This window comes from Microbulbifer sp. SE14 (genome assembly GCF_059834885.1).
Window position 1 is genome coordinate 1 of sequence record NZ_JCBAJA010000001.1, and the last position, 18,147, is coordinate 18,147.

Sequence of the window (18,147 nt, forward strand, 5' to 3'; positions counted from 1 at the left end):
CCCGAGTCCCGAGTCCCGAGTCCCGAGTCCCGAGTCCCGAGTCCCGAGTCCCGAGTCCCGAGTCCCGAGTCCCGAGTCCCGAGTCCCGAGTCCCGAGTCCCGAGTCCCGAGAAATTATCGCCCACCCACCGGGTAGTTGGGCGCCTCCTTGGTGATCTGCACGTCGTGCACATGGGACTCGCCCATGCCCGCAGCGGTGACCCGCACGAATTCCGGACGGGTGCGCATGGTCTCGATATCCACGCTGCCGGTATAGCCCATGGCGGAGCGCAGGCCGCCCATCATCTGGTGCACGATCACTGACAGCGGCCCCTTGTAGGGTACGCGGCCCTCGATGCCCTCCGGCACCAGCTTCTCGGCGCCCTTGCTGGCGTCCTGGAAGTAGCGGTCGGAGGAGCCCTGGGTGCGGGACATGGCGCCGAGAGAGCCCATGCCGCGGTAGGATTTATAGGTGCGGCCCTGGTAGAGCTCCACCTCGCCCGGGGCCTCCTCGGTACCTGCGAACATGGAACCCATCATTACGGAGTGGGCGCCGGCGACGATCGCCTTGGAGATATCGCCGGAGTAGCGGATGCCGCCGTCGGCGATCAGGGGCACGCCGGTGCCGATCAGGGCCTGGGCCACCTCAGCGATGGCGGTGACCTGGGGCACGCCGATACCGGTGACGATGCGGGTGGTGCAGATGGAGCCCGGGCCTATACCCACCTTGACCGCGTCGGCGCCGGCCTCGGCCAGCGCGTGGGCCGCCTCGGCGGTGGCGATGTTGCCGCCGATCACGTCCACCTGCGGGTGCATCTGCTTGATGCGGCGCACCCGCTCGATCACATTGCGCGAGTGGCCGTGGGCGGTATCCACCACCAGCACGTCCACGCCGGCCTCCACCAGGGCGGCGACCCGGTCGTCGGTGTCCGGGCTGGTGCCGACGGAGGCGCCGACGCGCAGGCGGCCATCGCTGTCCTTGCAGGAATTGGGGTACCGCTCCGCCTTGCTGAAGTCCTTGACGGTAATCAGGCCGCGCAGTTTGAAATCGTCGTTGACCACCAGCACCTTTTCTATGCGGTGCTTGTGCAGCAGTTCCTGCACCCGCTCCGGCGCGGCGCCTTCCTTTACGGTCACCAGGCGCTCCTGCGGGGTCATGATACTGGCGACACTGGCGTCCAGGTCGGTCTGGAAGCGCACGTCGCGGCTGGTGACAATACCCACCAGGTTGCCGCCGTCCATCACCGGCACGCCGGAGATGTTGTGGTGGGTAGTCAGGGCAATCAGCTCGCGCACGGTGGCGTCGGCGTCGATGGTGATGGGATCCTTGACCACACCGGCCTCGAACTTCTTCACCGCCCGCACCGCCAGGGCCTGGTCCTCGATGGACATGCTCTTGTGAATGATGCCAATACCGCCTTCCTGCGCCAGGGCAATGGCCAGGCGCGACTCGGTCACCGTGTCCATGGCGGCGGACACAATCGGGATATTCAGGGTGATATTGCGGGACAGTTTGGTCTTCAGACTCACGTCTTTGGCGGTCACCTCGGAATAGCCGGGCACCAGCAGGACGTCGTCAAAAGTGAGAGCTTCGCGCGCGATGCGCAGACCGGAATCAGACATGGACACTCAAACCTCGGCTTAAACCTGGATTAGCGGGATTGGGTATCGGCGCGATTATAGCCGCAACTTCGCCGCCGGCAAAAGACTATTTAAGGAAAGAGTGCAAGAAAAGTCCCATTATCCGGCAAATCACTTTACGTCCAGGGATGATGCTGCAATATTGGCCCGCCAAAACCACATTCGCGAGACCGAAATGCTATCCAGCCCTCCCCAGTCCAATACCAACCGCAGCGTCCTGTCGGTCAGTGACCTGAACCGGGAGGTCAAACACCTGCTGGAGAGCAGCATACCGCTGCTGTGGGTGAGCGGGGAGATCTCCAACTTCGCCGCCCCCAGTTCCGGCCACTGGTATTTCACCCTCAAGGACGCCCGCGCCCAGGTGCGCTGCGCCATGTTCCGCGGCCGCAACCGGACCGTGGCATTCCGCCCGGGCAACGGCCGCGAGGTGCTGATCCGGGCCAGGGTCAGCTTGTACGAGGGCCGCGGGGAATTCCAGCTGATCGTCGAGCATATGGAGGAAGCCGGCTTCGGCGCCCTGATGCGCCAGTTGGAACAGCTGAAGGCCCGGCTGCAGGCGGAGGGGCTCTTCGACCCGGCACGCAAGAAACCCCTGCCCTACCTGCCCGCCAGTATCGGCATAATCACCTCCCCCACCGGCGCCGCGGTCAGGGACATGATCCACGTGTTGGGGCGGCGCTACCCGGCTGCCCGGATAGAACTCTGGCCGGTGCAGGTGCAGGGCCAGGGCGCGGCGCAACAGATCGCCGACGCGATCGGAAAAGCCTCCCGCAGCGGCCGCCACGACCTGCTGATCGTCGGCCGCGGCGGCGGCTCCCTGGAGGACCTCTGGCCCTTCAACGAGGAGGTGGTGGCGCGGGCGCTGGCCGCCTGCCCCATCCCCACCATCTCCGCCGTGGGCCACGAGACGGACACGACCATCGCCGACCTGGTCGCTGACGTGCGCGCGCCCACGCCCTCGGCCGCGGCGGAAATCGCCAGCGCCAACGCCGCCGAACTGCTGCAGACGTTGGACGCCTACCGGCGGCGGCTGGTCCGCGCGGCAGAGCTGCAACTGCGGCACCTGCGCCAGCAGGTGCAGCTCACCGGCAACCGCCTGCGCCATCCGCGCGAGCAGCTGCAGAACCGCGCCCAGCGGCTGGACCACCTGGAACTGCGCCTGCGCGCTGCCTCCCGCCAACACATCCACACGCGCCGCCGCGAACTGCAGGCCGCACTACGCGCCTTTGCCCACTGCCACCCGGAGCGCGGCCTACAGACGAGCAGGGACAAATTGGCACTGGTGGAGCAAAAACTGCAGCGCACGGTACGGTCGTTGCTGCAACAGCGCAGCGGACTGCTTGAGCACAGGGCCCAGCTGCTGAACAACGTCAGTCCCCTGGCGGTGCTGCAGCGGGGCTATGCGATAGTGCGCGATGAAGAGGGACGGGTGGTGAAAAGCAGCCGTGACCTCAAGGTCGATCAACCCTTGGAGGTGCGGCTGGCGAGCGGGGAGTTTTCCGCCCGGGTGGAAAAAATTATCGGCTGATCCGGCCCGATTACCGCCGGCTGGACGGCTTCGATCGACCCCGAAGCGAATGACTCCGGCCAGGCCCTTGGGCGACTCGCCGACTGCGACACTAGAATTCTGGCGTAGATGGCTGACGGAGCGGTCCATGCTGAGTAGTCATAGCGCTGTTCGCCCTTTCAGCACGACCCTGTTTATCATATCGGCAATACTCCTGGTACTTGTCGCCGCCTGCGAGAAACCGGAGCGCGGCGCAGTGGTGCCGGAGCGCCCCGCCGAAAAACCTGCTGACGAAAAGCGCCCGGAAGAACGCGCTGCGCGCAGGCCCGCCCAATTTACCAACTACGTCGAGACCGGCGATCTCAGGGAGATCAAGAAGCGCGGCATCATCCGCTTCGTCAACCTGTCCGGCGCCGCGGAAGACCTGCTGCCCCGCGATGATGTTGTCACACTGCGAAACTTCGATCTCGCCAACAAGTTGGCCAAGCTCCTCAAACTGGAGTCAATCTGGATACAGGCCCGCACGCCGCAGGAAGCCATCGAGATGGTCCGCACCGGCGAGGCCGACATAGTGGCCTACAGCCTCACCGATACGGAGGCGCGGCGCGAGTTGATCGACTTCACCATCCCGATCTCCCAAACCCGGCAGAGGCTGATCGCCAGCAGGGACGGGCCGGACATCAGCGCCCCCGAAAAGCTCAAGGACGTGGTGCTGATCGCCCAGGCCGGCTCGACTTACGTCGCCACCGCCGAGCGCCTGCTCAGGGAATTTCCCCAGGCAAACATTACCGTGCGAAAAGTGATTGCCTACGGCGACCGCGACTCGCTGATGGATATGCTGAATGAGGAGAAGAACCGGGTCGCCATCCTGGACGAGTATATCGCCGAGGACCTGCGCACATACCGGGATGATGTCCGCATAGGGGCCGCCGTTTCCCCGGAGGAAAATATTGCCTGGGGACTGCGCAAGGATTCCAGGCTCCTGCGAACCACCGTCAACAACTTCCTGACCCGCAACCTGGTCACCGGGGAGGAAGAGCGCATTGCCAACTGGAAAAAGATCAAGAAGTCGGGGTTGATCCGGCTACTGACCTACAACGGCCCCTTCTCCTACTTTCTCTGGAAAGGGGTATTGATGGGATTCGACTACGACCTCGCCAAGGCCTTCGCCGACAAGCACAAGCTGCAACTGCAGGTTGTGGTGGTTCCCTACGACGAAGACCTGATCGACTGGCTCAAGGCCGGCCGCGGCGATTTCGCCGGCGCCTCGATCACGATCACCGAGGAGCGCGAGAACGAGGGCGTCAGGTTTACCACCTCCTATATGGAAACCCCGGAACAGGTGGTCAGCAACAAGGATAAACCGCGGATCGACAAGGTCCAGGATCTCGCCGGGCGCACCCTGACCTTGCGCGCCTATTCCCCCTTTATCGAGACAGCGCAGACGATCAGGGACAGCGGTATTGATGTCGAGGTAAAAGTAGCGCCTCCCGGAATGTCACAGCCTCAGATCTTCAACATGATTTCCGACGGCCTGCTGGACGCCACCGTTGCGGACGGCGACGCGGTGAAGATCGAGGCCTCGTTGCGGCCAAACCTGGTTGCCGGAACCCTGCTCAGCGATCCGCGGCCACAGGGGTGGATGGTGATGATGCAGAGCTGGGAACTGCTCAAAGAGCTGAACAAATTCCTGACCGATTACCGGAAGACCGAACAGTACCAGAGGAAATTCGCCACCTATTTCGAGCCCAACAAGCGCTTCACCCAGCGGGTCCGGGCGCGGATAATTCCGGGGCAGGATCTCTCCCCGTACGACGGGCTGGTCAAGGGCTCATCCACGGACTACGACTTCGACTGGCGACTGGTGGTCGCGCAGATGTGGCAGGAGAGCAACTTCAATCCCAAAGCCGTATCCCCGGTGGGTGCACAGGGTTTGATGCAGTTGATGCCGGCCACTGCAGAGGAAATGGGTTTCCCGCCGCCGGTTTTCGAGCCGGACCGCAACATCAGTGCCGGCGTGAAATACCTCAATTGGGTGCGCGACAGGTTCGACCCCACGCTTCCGCCGGTGGACAGGCTCTGGTTCACCCTGGCCTCCTACAACGCCGGTTACGGACACCTGCTGGATGCTCAGCGGCTGGCAGAAGAACTCGGCCTGGACCCCAATGTCTGGTTCGGCAATGTCGAGGTGGCCATGCTGAAGCTGTCCGAGCCGCAGTATTTCAACAAGGCCCGCTACGGCTATGTGCGCGGCGCGGAGCCGGTGCAGTATGTGCGCAATATCAGCAATCTCTACAAGGCCTACACCGGTGTCGCCACGGGAGAAGTGGCCGTACGTCCGCCGCTACGCAAAGAGGCGGAGCAAAAAACTGCCGAAACCGAGAAGGACGATACCGATGCAGCCGGAGAGCATGCCCGCTAAGGTGGGTCCTGCCCTAACCACCAACCACTAAAACTATCTTGCCGATATGGCCGCTGGACTCCATCAGCCGGTGCGCATCCGCCACCTGTTCCAGGGAAAAGGTGGCGGCGATCTGCGGGCGAATTTTGCCCGCCTCGATCAACGGCCAGACTTTCGTTTCCAGGGCACTGGCTATGGCCGCCTTCACCGCCGCCGACCTGGGTCTCAGGGTGGAGCCGGTCAGTGTCAAGCGCTTCAGCATCACCGGCAGCATGTTCACCTGCACGCTGGCCCCCTGCAGATAGGCGATATTGACGATGCGCCCGTCCACCGCCGCCGTCTTGATATTGCGATCGATATAATCGCCGCCCACCATATCCAGGATCACGTCGGCGCCGCGGCCGTCCGTCGCCTCGCGCACCACCTCGACAAAATCCTCGGTCCGGTAATTGATCCCCTTTTCCGCACCCAGTTTTTCACAGGCCGCACACTTCTCGTCGGAGCCGGCAGTGGCGAACACCCGCGCGCCGAAATTTCTGGCCAGTTGGATGGCGGTGGTGCCGATGCCAGAGGAGCCGCCGTGCACCAGGAACACCTCCCCCGCCTGCAGCTGCGCGCGATCGAATACATTGCTCCACACGGTGAAGAAGGTTTCCGGCAGCGCCGACGCCTCCACCATAGAGAGACCATCCGGAATCGGCAGGCACTGGCTGGCCGGCACCGCGACGTATTCCGCATAGCCGCCGCCATTGGTCAGGGCACAGACGCTATCGCCCTGCTGCCAGCGCTCGACGCCTTCGCCCAGGGCGACAACTTCCCCGGCCACTTCCAGACCCATGATCGGCGAAGCGCCAGCGGGCGGCGGGTAGAACCCCAGACGCTGGACGATATCCGGCCGGTTGACCCCCGCGGCCGCCACCCGGATCAGTACCTCCCCCGCCGCCGGCGTCGGCTTTTCGCCTTCAGCCAGCTGCATCACCTCGGGGCCGCCGTGCTCCGGCAGATCGATAAAGCGCATAAGTTACTCCGTTACAAATAAGAATCGCGGCCAACGGCCGCTCCTACAGAAATGCCTCACCAGCAGATTGTAGGAGCGGCCGTTGGCCGCGATCAAAATTTCCGACAAATACTTCGGCGGAATTACAGCTCGTAGGTCAACTCGACCCCCATCACCCGCCCCTTGTTCAGCGGTGTAAAGCTGGCGCCCACGCCACCGAGGTTCACCGGCAGCTGGGTGTTGTTACCTTCGCTCACCTCATCCAGCATGTTTCGGCCGAACAACGCCAGGCGGTAATTGCCGGCATCCGGCGAGAAGCCGATGCTGAAGTCGAGCATATCCACTTCCGACAGCATGCCGCGGTTGTTGTCCGTGTAGGGCGACGCATCGCGGTGGTTGAAGTTGATGCGCGAGGTCAGGGTGCCGGCGGAGCCCAGGGCCAGGTCGTGCACCAGGCCCACGCCGTAGGTCCAGGGTGCGAGGCGCGGGATATCCAGGCCCAGGTCGACTTCGTTCACCAGGCCGTCGCCGCTGATATCGCCCTTGACGCTGTCGTACTCGCCGTCGACATAGCCGAGGTTGAAGGAGAACAGCAGGCTGTCGCTGACCGCCGCCAGGGCCTCCAACTCGGCGCCGCGGATGGTGGCATCGGCGGTATTGCGGATGATCTGCACCACACCGACCACCGGGTTACTGAGATTCTCCTCGCGCTGCATATCGTCGATGGTGTTGTGGAACAGCGCCATGTTAGTGCGCAGGCGGCCATCCATAAACTCGGCCTTGGCGCCTACCTCGAAGCTGGTCTGCTCTTCCTGGTCGGTCGGGCCGGGCAGCTCACCGGGGCCGGTATTGCGCATGTTGTAGCCGCCGCTGCGGAAGCCCTTGGTCCAGAAGCTGTACAGCTGGGCCTCGTCGCTCAGGTTCCACTGCAGGCCGACCTTGGGCGTAAAGGCGTTCCAGGTCTCGCTGTCCTCGAAATCGTAGGCCGTACAGCCATCCAGGGTGCAAAGGTCCACCGGAATGGTGGCTATCTTCGCCTCCTTGTCCTCGGTGGAGTAGCGGCCGCCGAGGGTCAGCACCCAGGCCTCGTTCAGGTCGATATCCGCCTGGGCGAAGACTCCCAGCGCTTCGTGGTCCTGTACACCGCCGCCGGTCCAGTCAAAACCACCGTTGGGAGCAGACAGGGGCAGGAGGCGATTCTCGTAGTACTCCAGGTCCTGGCTGAACCAGTAGACACCGGTGGTCAGCGCGGTGGCGCCGAAGCGGCCGGCGTAGCGCAGCTCGTTGGAGACCTGGCTCTGGTCGATGGCGGTATTGGCGTGGAAGGCGAAGATCGGCAATGAGTCGATATCGCCGAGGCCGATGGCGTCGTACTCGCGCCAGGCGAGGATATTGGTGATGGTGCCGTTACCGAAGGCGACGTCCTGGTTGAACTCGGCGATCACCTGGCTCCACTCGTCCTCCTGGTAACCCTCCTCGTCCTGGGCCACCTCAAAGGAATCATCGCTATTGTCCCAGTCGGTGATGCCGAAGGCGCCGGCAATCTGGGTCGCGCTGGGATAGGCCGCAAAGCCGCCCGGAATTTCAAAGACATAGGGTTCGCTGCCGCGGTTCTGCGCCACCACGCCATCGGAATCCATCTTGCCGTGTTCCATGCGCACCAGCAGGTCGGCGGTCTCGCTCAGCTGCACGCTGAAACTCGGGCGTATAAACCAGGTATCGGAAGCGCCGGCATTGTCATTGCCAGTGGCGACATTCTCGAACCAGCCTTGGTCGTTGTTGTAGTAGGCGGTCAGGCGGCCGTTGACGTTGTCGGAAATGGCGCCGTTGACCGTCATCGCGGCGATGCTGTCGAGCTTGTCGGTGGTGGAGACCTTGAAGCGGCTGGCAAACTCTTCAGTGGGCCGGGCGGTCTTGATCACCACCGCGCCGCCGGTCACGTTGCGGCCGAACAGCAGTCCCTGAGGACCGCGCAGCACTTCGATACCCTCCAGGTCGAACAGGTCGGTCACCACACCGGCGTTGACCCCCAGGTACATGCCGTCCACGAACACCCCCACGGTCGGGTCTATGGACGGAATGGAGCTGTTGACGCCCAGGCCGCGCACGGTGAAATTGGCGGTGTTCTTGACTGTGCCCACATCGTCCAGCTGCACATTGGGCATCTTGAAGGCGAGGCTCTGCAGGTCCTTGGTCTGCAGCGCCTCCAACTGGTCGCCGGAGTAGGCGGTGGCCGCCACCGGCACCTCCTGCAGTCTTTCCGCCTGGGCGCGCTTGCGCGCGGTGACTTCCACTTCCTCCATGATGGTACTCACCGAGCCCTCTGCGGCGTGGGCGGGGCCCAGGCCACTGGCGAACCACAGGGTGGCGACGGAACAGGCGGAAACCAGTGCGGTGTGTTTTCTGGAATTGAACGAATTTCCCATTGCTTTCTCTCCATTGCTTTATTTTTCTATCCAACAGCAACGGTATCACTGCGATCGGTACTGCCCTGCCCATTTTTTGTTGTTATTGGGAACCCGACGGGTGACCGCGTTGTGTCTGGGTGCTGCCCGCTGGGCGGTGCGCGCGACCGGCTTCAGCTTACATGGTCACCTTTATCAGCGGAAGCGCGTTTAGCGGGGAATTCGCGCAGGTAATGCGCATTTGTTCCGAATGGGAGGAAAACTCCTCGCTTGCCAGTGTCCCCGTCCTTTAGTGTAATGTCCCCTCGAGCCAGCCCTGCCCCTCTGTGGCAGCGCTCATAGAAGGATCTGGTACCAGAATCGAGGGATACGATAGACATTCGGATTTTGTGACGACGGCGCCCTGCCCTCTCGGCGCCAGCTGCAAAAACCGAAATTTGCGACTCCCTTCGAATAATAAATTTACTGCGTCGAATAAAGGGAGTACCCATGAGTGAAGCCTATCCGGCCGGACCGGCCAGCGTACCCGATAACCTGACCAGGCCCAGCGCCAACTACAGACGCCACGCCTGGCTGGCGGTCGCGGGCCTGCTGCTGTTCGTCGCCATCTACCTGTCGCTGGCGGCATGGTTCAGCTGGACGGCCTACCGCCTGATTTCCGGTGCCTTCGCCCCCGGCGGCAACCTGTTCATGGGTATCGCCAGCGGACTGCCGGCGGCCCTGCTGGCCGCCTTTATGCTGAAGGCGCTGTTCTTCGTCCGGCGCGCCCAGGAGAGCAAGGATATAGAGCTCACCGCCGAGCGGGAGCCGCAGCTGTTCGAATTCCTCAACCGGCTCGCCGACGAGGCCGGCGCGCCGCGCCCGCACCGGGTATTCCTGTCGCCGCGGGTCAACGCGGCGGTGTTTTACGACCTGTCGGTATTCAACCTGTTTTTCCCCTCGAAGAAGAACCTGGAAATCGGCCTGGGGCTGGTCAATGTGCTGAACATGTCCGAGTTCAAGGCGGTGCTGGCGCACGAGTTCGGGCACTTCGCGCAGAAATCCATGGCGGTGGGCAGCTGGGTCTATATCGCCCAGCAGATAGCCGCGCATATCGTGCACCAGCGGGACGCCCTCGACAGATTCCTGCAGGGGCTGTCGCGCATCGACCTGCGAGTGGCCTGGATCGGCTGGCTGCTGCGCCTGGTGATCTGGTCCATCCGCTCGCTGCTGGACACCGTATTCGGCCTGGTGGTGGCGGCGCAGCGGGCGCTGTCGCGAGAGATGGAATTCCAGGCGGACCTGGTGGCGGTTTCCCTGACCGGCTCCGATGCCCTGGTACACGCGCTGCACAAGCTGCACGCGGCGGACGAGGCCTGGGACAGGGCCGTCGGTTTCGTCAACGGCGAGGCACAGAAGAGCCGCGCCGTCGGCGATATCTTTGCGGTGCAGAGCCGCATCATCCAGAAGCTCGGGGTCATTCTCGACGATCCCGCCTACGGCCGGATACCCCCGCTGCCGGAAACCGACCGGCACCAGCACCGGGTCTTCTCCCAGGCCCTGGCCTCGCCGCCGAAGATGTGGGCCACCCACCCGGAAAATGCCGCGCGGGAGGAGAACGCCAAGCGCCACTATATCGAGGGCAGCATCGACGAGCGCGATGCCTGGCTGGTGTTTGCCGACGCGGCGCAGACCCGCGCGGAGATGTCCGCCCACCTGCTGCGGGGCGCGGAACTGACTGCTGTGCCGATGGAGGAGTCCCTCGAGCAGTTGAATAAGCAGTTCAACAAGGCCTACCTGTTCCCGGCCTTCCGCGGCGCCTACCTGGGGCGCTCCATCGCCCGCTACGCGGCATCGGTCAACGAACTCTACGAGACCAGACTGCCCCAGGGCGACCTGAAGGACACCCTGACCAGGCTCTACCCTAAATCCCTTTCCGCGCAGTTGGAGCGGGTGCGCAAGCTCTACGAGGAGCTGAATACCCTCGAGGGCATTCGCAACAAAACCCTGACCGTAAACGGCGGCGTCATCCGCCACCGGGACCGGCAGATCCGCCGCGGGGACCTGCCGCAGGTCATAGCGGAAGTGCGCGCGGAGATAGAGCAGGCCGAAGCCGTCGTGCGCCGGCACGACCGCCTGTGCCGCAGCGCCCACCTGCTCGCCGCGCGGCAGCTCGGCGGCGGCTGGGCCGAGTGCCTGAAGGCGCAACTGGCGCTGCTGCACTACGCCGACCACACGGAGGCGGAGCTGCGCGACGCGCACGGTTTCCTCGGCAACGTGGTCGCCGTGGTGACGGCGGACGGCCATGTCAGCGGCCGCGAACTGAAGCGGCTGCTGGGCGCGGCTACCGAGGCCTACCGGTCGCTGGCCGCGGTGTTCGAGCAGGCGGATCAGCTCCAACTGGGCCAGTTGGTGGGCAAACAGCTGGAAATTGAGGACTGGAAGGCAGCGCTCGGGGAGTTCGAGCTGCCGCCGCCCGGCAAAGACAATATCAACCAGTGGATGCAGGTGATCGACGGCTGGCTGGGCAGCACCATCAATGCCCTGGACAGCGTCAGGATGGCGGCCCTGGAGCAGCTGCTGAAAATGGAGGCACACATCTCCAGGCACTACCGCGCCGACAGCAGCGCGGGAGCTGCTCCCGCGGCCCCCGGGGTTCCCGAGAAATACACAACCCGCGTCATTGGCAGCGAGCGCAAACGGCAGACCCGGCTCGATCTCTGGGACCGCTTCCAGACCGCCGACGGTTTTTTCCCCGGCCTGCTGCGCTTCGGCGTGGCCGCTTCCATCGTCGGTTCGGTGGTGGTCGCCGGTCACTTTGCCGGCGGCGCCACGGTCAATATCTACAACGGCCTGGCGCAGCCGGTGACGGTGGAAATCGCCGGTCTCAGCACCCGGCTGGCCCCCTTCGGCGCCGACACCCTGCACCTGCCCAACGGCGGCCGCCAGCGGGTTTCCGCCTATACCAACGGCGGCCAGGAGATCGAGTCCTTCAGCGTGGATACCGGCAGCGGTTTCGGCGAATTCGTCTACAACGTGGCCCAGGCCAGCCCGCTGGTGGAGTGGACCCAGACCTACGGCAGTGCCCAGGGAAGGCCCGAGCGCGAACTGGGTGCACCGCGCTGGTCCGCGGCCGAGGTGGATATCTATTTCGACGAGCCGCCGGAGTCCATCTCCAGCAAGGGCAAGGGCGGCACCCGCTCGGTGCTGTCCGGACTGGGGCACCACAACCCCTACAACCTGCTGGAGCTGGTCGAAGACCAGCAGCAGCTTGATGCGATGATCCACAGCCACGCCGAGTGGGACAGGGGCGACTCCACCTTTATCGCCCACTGGCTGCAACTGGCCCGGAGCCGCGGCGACGTGGAAGCGCTGCTGGACGCGCGCCTGCAACACTACCCCCGCGACATGATGGCCCTGCGCCTGCAGCAGGACACGGCGCCGGACGATGCGGCGCGCGCGGCCGTGTGCGAACGGCACCGCGCCCTGGCCACGGCCGACAGCGGCGACCCCGACCTGCAGTACCTGTCCAGCCGCTGCCTGGCGGACGAGCGGGAGAAGGACCGCAGCTTCCTCGCCGGCATGCAGCAGTGGCCGGACAACCCCTGGTTCAATTTCGCCGGCGGCTATGTGCTCGCGGAGCGGCAGGAGTGGGACGGCGCCGCCCAGGCCTGGAAGAAGGCCCTGCAGGGAAACAGGGCCATCGGCGACTGGATCGCCCTGGACCTGGCCCGGGTGCTGCGCCTGCAACAGGGCGACGAGGCACCGCTGGGCGAGCTGGCCCGGCAGTCCGCCAGCCTGGCGCAGATGCTGCGGCTGGAACAGGGCCAGGAACTGGAACAGAGTCCCTACCTGGCTTACTCGCTGCTCAACCGCGGCGAACTGGAGCGGGCGGCACAGCTGGCCGAGGCCCTGGGCGACGAGCAGTTCCGGCTGCTGCGCCTGATCGCCGCGTCCGACGGCGCCGCTGCGGAAGTGGTCGACAGTGTTCAGCAGCTGGGGGCCGAGCGGGGTATCGACAGCAGCACCGTCTGGCTCGCCTGGAGCCAGGCCGCCAGATCCGGGCGGGACCCTGCGCCCTTCGAGGACTGGGCCAGGGCGCAGGAGAAGAGTGCGGACACGGCGCTGGCCTTTCTGCGCAGCCTGAACAGCGGCGGCGCCCCGGCGGAAGCGGAAAAACAGCTGTCCGGCCTGCAGCCGGAGGAACGCGGCCGCCTGCTCGCCGCGGGACTGGTATTGCTGGAAGACAAGGCGCCGGCGGAGTGGCGACAGCAGGCCAAGGCGCTGCTGTTTGCGCCGGAGCGGCCCTATTTCCTGTAATAGCGGAGCCCGTGCAGAGACAGCAGATGCGGGCTTTCTCTGAATCCGGAGAAAAATGCTACTGAGTTAACCGGCCCGGCAATTCTCGTAGGATAGGCGAAGCGAAGGCAGAAAAATGCTCCATGCGTTTTCTGCATTCCCGCTGGGCGGCATCCCGCCATCCATGGAGGGCTCGTGCCCATCAACGCCGCAGAAGATGGGCACGTCGCTGCGCTCCGTTGACTCGCGCCGTCCATGGCGCTCGCCCGCTTCGCGGGCGTCTTCGGCGCCCAAATCGGCAATCCTGCCGATTTTTGCCCATCCTACAAGGAGAAGCGGCTTAACTCAGCCCCATTCAATCGGGAGGCTGGTCAAAGACTGGAAATTTGTTATTTGCCCGTGCCATAGCCGTAAAGCCAGCGCGCAGTAGTCCCGCCGATATTGCGCACCGAGTGGTGCGCACCGGCGGGAATAAAGAGCTCCTCGCCGATCTGCGGGCGGTACACCCGCCCGTCTATCTCGACTTCCAGCTCGCCCTCCACCGGCATCAGGAGCTCGTCGGTGCGGTGCACGAAATCCTCCCAGCGCTGCCCCGGAGGGTCCACCCAGAAGTCGCAGCCGAAGCCGCGCCCGGCCCAGTCCCGCTCCACGGCTTGCCTGTCCATTTTTTCTCTCCGTCGAAAAATCAGGGGGCCAACCGCTCCACCGTCCATTGGCCGCCATCCGCGGCCCGGTAGATAAAGCGGTCGTGCAGCCGGCTGGCGCCGCCCTGCCAGAACTCCACCGCATCCGGCAACACCCGGTAGCCGCCCCAGAAGTCCGGCAGCGGTATTTCGTCGTCGCCGTACTGGTCCCTGACCACCTGGAACTGCCCCTCCAGCTGCTCGCGGGAGTCCAACGGCTCGCTCTGCTGGGAGGCCCAGGCCGCCAGTTGGCTGTCCCGCGGGCGGGTGCGGAAATAGGCCAGTGCCTCCTCCCGCTCCACTTCCACCGCGCGGCCGTAGACGATCACCTGGCGCTCCAGCGACTGCCAGGGGAAGAGCAGCGACACCTTCGGGTTGGCGGCGATGTCCCGCGCCTTGTGGCTTTGCAGGTTGGTAAAAAACACGAAGCCGCGCTCGTCGAAACCCTTCAGCAACACTATGCGCTGGGACGGCTGGCCGCTGGCGTCGGCGGTGGCCAGGCACATGGAACTGGGATCGGTCAGATCCGCCTCCACCGCCTCACTCAGCCACTGGCGGAACTGCTCCACCGGACTCGCCTTCAGGTCGACGCGGCGCAGGCCGCCGCGCAGATAGTCCCGCCGCCACTGATCAATTTCCATGCTCTACTTCCTTAAGTTGCTCGAAAGGCAAGTGTACTTACTCCGCACCCATTTCCCAATCGGCCGCTGCCGCGCAAATTTCCTTTCGCAACCCCGGGCTATTCTCAATTTTCCTGCGATTTTTTTAGCCGACATGCAGAGTCTGCGGACGCTTGCGCCACTTCCCGGCGCCCGCTAGGCTCCTTGCACTTTTCAGTTAGCGAACAAGGAAAAGCGGAATGTCGTCTGCGCCCAGCTGTGCACAAGTGCTGATGCGCCTGTTGCGCGAATACAAAGTAGAAAAAGTGTTCGGTATTCCCGGCGTGCACACCATCGAGCTGTACCGCGGCCTGCCGGGCAGCGGTCTGCAACACATCACGCCGCGCCACGAACAGGGCGCCGCCTTTATGGCGGACGGCTACGCCCGCGCCAGCGGCCGGCCCGGCGTCTGCTTCCTGATCACCGGCCCCGGGCTGACCAACGCCGCCACCGCCATGGCCCAGGCCTTTTCGGACTCGATTCCGATGCTGGTGATCAGCGCCGTCAACCGCCGCGAGGACCTGGGCATGGGCCGCGGCCGCCTGCACGAGCTGCCGCGGCAATCTGACGTCAGCCGCGGCTTCTGCATCTGGCAGCACACCCTGACCCGGGCGGAGCAATTGCCGGAAGTGATCGCCCGCGCCTTCCAGCTGCTGGGCTCCAGCCGCCCCGGCCCGGTGCACATCGAGATACCGATCGACCTCTTCCCGGCTCCCATGCCCGGCCAACTGGACGACTACCGCGCCTGCCCGCAGGCCGGGCCGGCCGCCGCCAGCGCCGCGGCCATTGCCACCGCCACCGAGTGGCTGCAGAGGGCCGAGCGCCCGGTAATCCTGCTCGGCGGCGGCGCCCAGGAGGCCGGCGCCGAGGCCACACAAATCGCGGAAAAGCTGGCCGCGCCGGTATTCCTGTCCCTGGCCGCAAAAGGCGTGGTGGACGAGCGCCACCCCCTATGCGGCGGCGCCAACCTGAGTTTCGGCTGCGCCCGCGCGCGGGTGGAAAACGCCGATGTGGTACTGGCGGTGGGCACGGAACTGGCGGAGACGGATCGCAACCTGGTGCGTGACAACTACCGCTTCAAAGGCAGGCTGATCCGCGTGGATATAGATCCGGCGCAGCTGGTGTGCAACGCCAATCCGGACCTGGCCATCTGCGCGGATGCGCGAGAGGCCCTGGGCCAGCTGAATGCCGCCCTGGGGAGTCACGGCGAAGCCGCGCGCCAGGCGGTCGAACGGGAAGTGCAACAACTTATCGCGGCTTGCCGCGATGAGTGGTGGCCCGGCTCAGAGGAGCGCTTCCCCTGGGTGGAGGCGCTGCGCGATGCGCTGCCGGACGACGGCGTGCTGGTGACCGACTCCACCCAGCTGGCCTACAACACCAATTGCGCCCTGCCGCTCTACGCCGCCCGCAGCCATATCACCTGCACCACCGGCTACGGCACCCTGGGCTTCGCCCTGCCCGCCGCCATAGGTGCAAGACTTGCCGGTGGGCGGGACGTACTGGCGCTGATCGGCGACGGCGGCCTGATGTTCACCCTGGGCGAACTGGCAGTGGCGGTGGAACAGCAACTGCCGCTGCCGATACTGGTGTGGAACAATGCCGGCTACGGCGAGATCCGGGACTTTATGGACGAGGCGAAGGTGCCCCGCGAGGGCGTCAATCTGCGCGCGCCGGACTTCGTCGCCCTGGCCAAATCCTTCGGCGCCGAGGGCTGCCGTATCGACAAGCCGGAACAATTGGCGGGCGCGGTGGCCGAAGCCCTGAACAGAAAGACACCAACCCTGATCGAAATCACCGCCCCGTAGGGTGCGCCGCGCGCACCATTTACCGTGACGGTGCGCACGGGCAGAAAATTGCTCCTGCATTTTCTGCACTTCCGCCATCCATGGCGGTCGCGCACCCTACGAAGCAGGGCAAGCAACAGGAAATACCCATGACAGATTTCAGCAAACTGAAAACGGACAAACTGTTTATCAACGGCCACTGGCAGGGTTCCCGTGGTGGCGAACTGCACCCGGTGATCAACCCGGCCACCGAGGAGACCATCTGCCAGGTGGTGCAGGGCTCGGCGGAGGATGTGGACGAGGCGGTAAAGGCGGCCCGGGAGGCCTTCAATAGCTGGCGCAACACCACCGCCGCCGAGCGCACCGATTTCCTCAACGCCATCGCCGACGGCATGGAGAAGCGCAAGGAGGACCTGATCCAGGCGGTGTCCCAGGCGCTGGGCTGCCCGGCCCATATCACCAAATGGCTGCATGTGGACGGCCCCATCTACGCCATGCGCTACTACGCCGAGCGCACGGGCATCATGGAGAAGACCGAAAAGGCCGGCCACTCCCTGGTGATCCGCGAACCCATCGGCGTCTGCGGCTTTATCACCCCCTGGAACTACCCGCTGCACCAGTTCGTCGGCAAGGTGGCCCCGGCCCTGGCCGCCGGCTGCACCATGATCAGCAAGCCGTCGGAAATCACCCCGCTGCAGGACTATGTGATGGCGGAGATCATAGAGTCCGCCGGCCTCCCGCCGGGGGTCTTCAACCTGGTGCCCGGCGCCGGCCCGGTCGTCGGCGCCGCCCTGTCGGCACACCCGGATATCGATATGGTGTCGTTTACCGGCTCCACCCGTGCCGGCGTGGAAGTGGCCAAGGCCGCCGCGCCCACGGTAAAGCGCGTGACCCAGGAACTGGGCGGCAAGTCGCCGCTGATCATCACCCCGGACGCCGACCTGGAGAAGGCCGTGCGCTGGGGTTGCGAGGATGTATTCATCAACAGCGGCCAGACCTGCACCGCCCTGACCCGCATGCTGGTGCCGGCGGAGCGCTACGAGGAGGCGGTGGAAATCGCGAAGAAATTCGCCGAGGAGGTGGCGCTGGGCACGGGGTCCGATGCGCTGATGGGCCCGCTGTCATCGGCGCGCCAGCGCGACATAGTGCGCGGCTACATCGACAAGGGCGTGGCCGAGGGCGCGCGGCTGGTGGCCGGCGGTACCGAGGCGCCGGAGGGCTTCGACAAGGGCTTCTATGTCAAACCCACGGTCTTCGCCGACGTCAGCAACGATATGACCATCGCCCGCGAGGAGATCTTCGGCCCGGTGACCTGCCTGATTCCCTACAAGGATATGGAGGAGGCCATCGCCATCGCCAACGACACCGAGTACGGACTGTCCAGCGGCGTCTGGGCCAGGGATACGGAGAGCGCCCTGCCGGTGGTGCGCCGCATCGAGGCCGGCCTCTGCTTCGTCAACGGCGGCGAGTTCAATTACGACGCTCCCTTCGGCGGCTACAAGCGCTCCGGCAACGGGCGCGAATTTGGCGAGGCCGGCCTGGACGAGTTTATCGAACTGAAATCCGTGCAACTGCCGGCATAAACTGCTGAGCCACCGCCGTATGGCGGTGGCGACTCTCTACCAGGCTGAAGGCGCTTGACTGCCCATTCCCGCCCCGTTATCTTTGTCCCCACATCCAGAGAGTGGCTGACGCCAACGCCAACCTGCCGACCGGGGCAAGGTGGTTTCCCTTTCGCGGCATGCAGAGGGGATGGGGCTTCGATATTGAACATATCAAGCAATCCAACCGGATAAGCGAAATCAGCATTCGC

The 18,147-nt window shown here is 64.7% G+C and carries 10 protein-coding genes and 1 riboswitch; of the genes, 5 read left to right on the forward strand and 5 right to left on the reverse strand.

Annotated features, from left to right (window positions below; translation table 11 throughout):
• Positions 1-114: 114 nt before the first annotated feature.
• Positions 115-1,602, reverse strand: a complete 1,488-nt coding sequence (guaB, locus tag AC6R19_RS00005) for an IMP dehydrogenase (RefSeq protein WP_500577415.1) — start codon at positions 1,600-1,602, stop codon at positions 115-117.
• 193 nt (positions 1,603-1,795) lie between these two features.
• Here guaB and xseA point away from each other — a divergent pair, with 193 nt between their 5' ends.
• The gene (xseA, locus tag AC6R19_RS00010) at positions 1,796-3,148 is read left to right on the forward strand and encodes an exodeoxyribonuclease VII large subunit (RefSeq protein WP_500577416.1); all 1,353 of its coding nucleotides are present in this window, start codon (positions 1,796-1,798) and stop codon (positions 3,146-3,148) included.
• A gap of 127 nt (positions 3,149-3,275) precedes the next feature.
• A complete protein-coding gene (locus AC6R19_RS00015; RefSeq protein WP_500577417.1) occupies positions 3,276-5,549 on the forward strand; it encodes a transporter substrate-binding domain-containing protein in 2,274 nt (757 codons plus the stop codon).
• A 13-nt stretch (positions 5,550-5,562) separates the two neighbouring features.
• On the opposite strand, the gene AC6R19_RS00020 is transcribed toward AC6R19_RS00015, so the two are convergent.
• Together AC6R19_RS00020 and AC6R19_RS00025 are read right to left on the reverse strand one after the other, a co-directional pair.
• The gene (locus AC6R19_RS00020; protein ID WP_500577418.1) at positions 5,563-6,546 is read right to left on the reverse strand and encodes an NAD(P)H-quinone oxidoreductase; all 984 of its coding nucleotides are present in this window, start codon (positions 6,544-6,546) and stop codon (positions 5,563-5,565) included.
• A 122-nt stretch (positions 6,547-6,668) separates the two neighbouring features.
• Positions 6,669-8,951 (reverse strand): TonB-dependent receptor, encoded by a 2,283-nt coding sequence (locus AC6R19_RS00025; RefSeq protein ID WP_500577419.1) that lies wholly within the window; start codon positions 8,949-8,951, stop codon positions 6,669-6,671.
• 468 nt (positions 8,952-9,419) lie between these two features.
• On the opposite strand from AC6R19_RS00025, the gene AC6R19_RS00030 reads away from it, so the two are divergent.
• On the forward strand, positions 9,420-13,229 hold the full coding sequence (locus tag AC6R19_RS00030; protein ID WP_500577420.1) for a M48 family metalloprotease: 3,810 nt from the start codon (positions 9,420-9,422) through the stop codon (positions 13,227-13,229).
• Between the two features lie 368 nt (positions 13,230-13,597).
• On the opposite strand, the gene AC6R19_RS00035 is transcribed toward AC6R19_RS00030, so the two are convergent.
• Positions 13,598-13,873, reverse strand: coding sequence for a cupin domain-containing protein (locus AC6R19_RS00035; protein WP_500577421.1), 276 nt, complete (start codon positions 13,871-13,873; stop codon positions 13,598-13,600).
• A gap of 20 nt (positions 13,874-13,893) precedes the next feature.
• Complete coding sequence (pdxH, locus tag AC6R19_RS00040; RefSeq protein ID WP_500577422.1) at positions 13,894-14,532, reverse strand: pyridoxamine 5'-phosphate oxidase; 639 nt, start codon at positions 14,530-14,532, stop codon at positions 13,894-13,896.
• Between the two features lie 218 nt (positions 14,533-14,750).
• On the opposite strand from pdxH, the gene AC6R19_RS00045 reads away from it, so the two are divergent.
• On the forward strand, positions 14,751-16,355 hold the full coding sequence (locus AC6R19_RS00045) for a 5-guanidino-2-oxopentanoate decarboxylase (protein ID WP_500577423.1): 1,605 nt from the start codon (positions 14,751-14,753) through the stop codon (positions 16,353-16,355).
• Positions 16,356-16,483: 128 nt separating this feature from the next.
• The gene (locus tag AC6R19_RS00050; RefSeq protein ID WP_500577424.1) at positions 16,484-17,917 is read left to right on the forward strand and encodes an aldehyde dehydrogenase family protein; all 1,434 of its coding nucleotides are present in this window, start codon (positions 16,484-16,486) and stop codon (positions 17,915-17,917) included.
• An 85-nt stretch (positions 17,918-18,002) separates the two neighbouring features.
• A riboswitch (SAM-I-IV-variant riboswitch) is annotated at positions 18,003-18,131 on the forward strand.
• Positions 18,132-18,147: the final 16 nt, after the last annotated feature.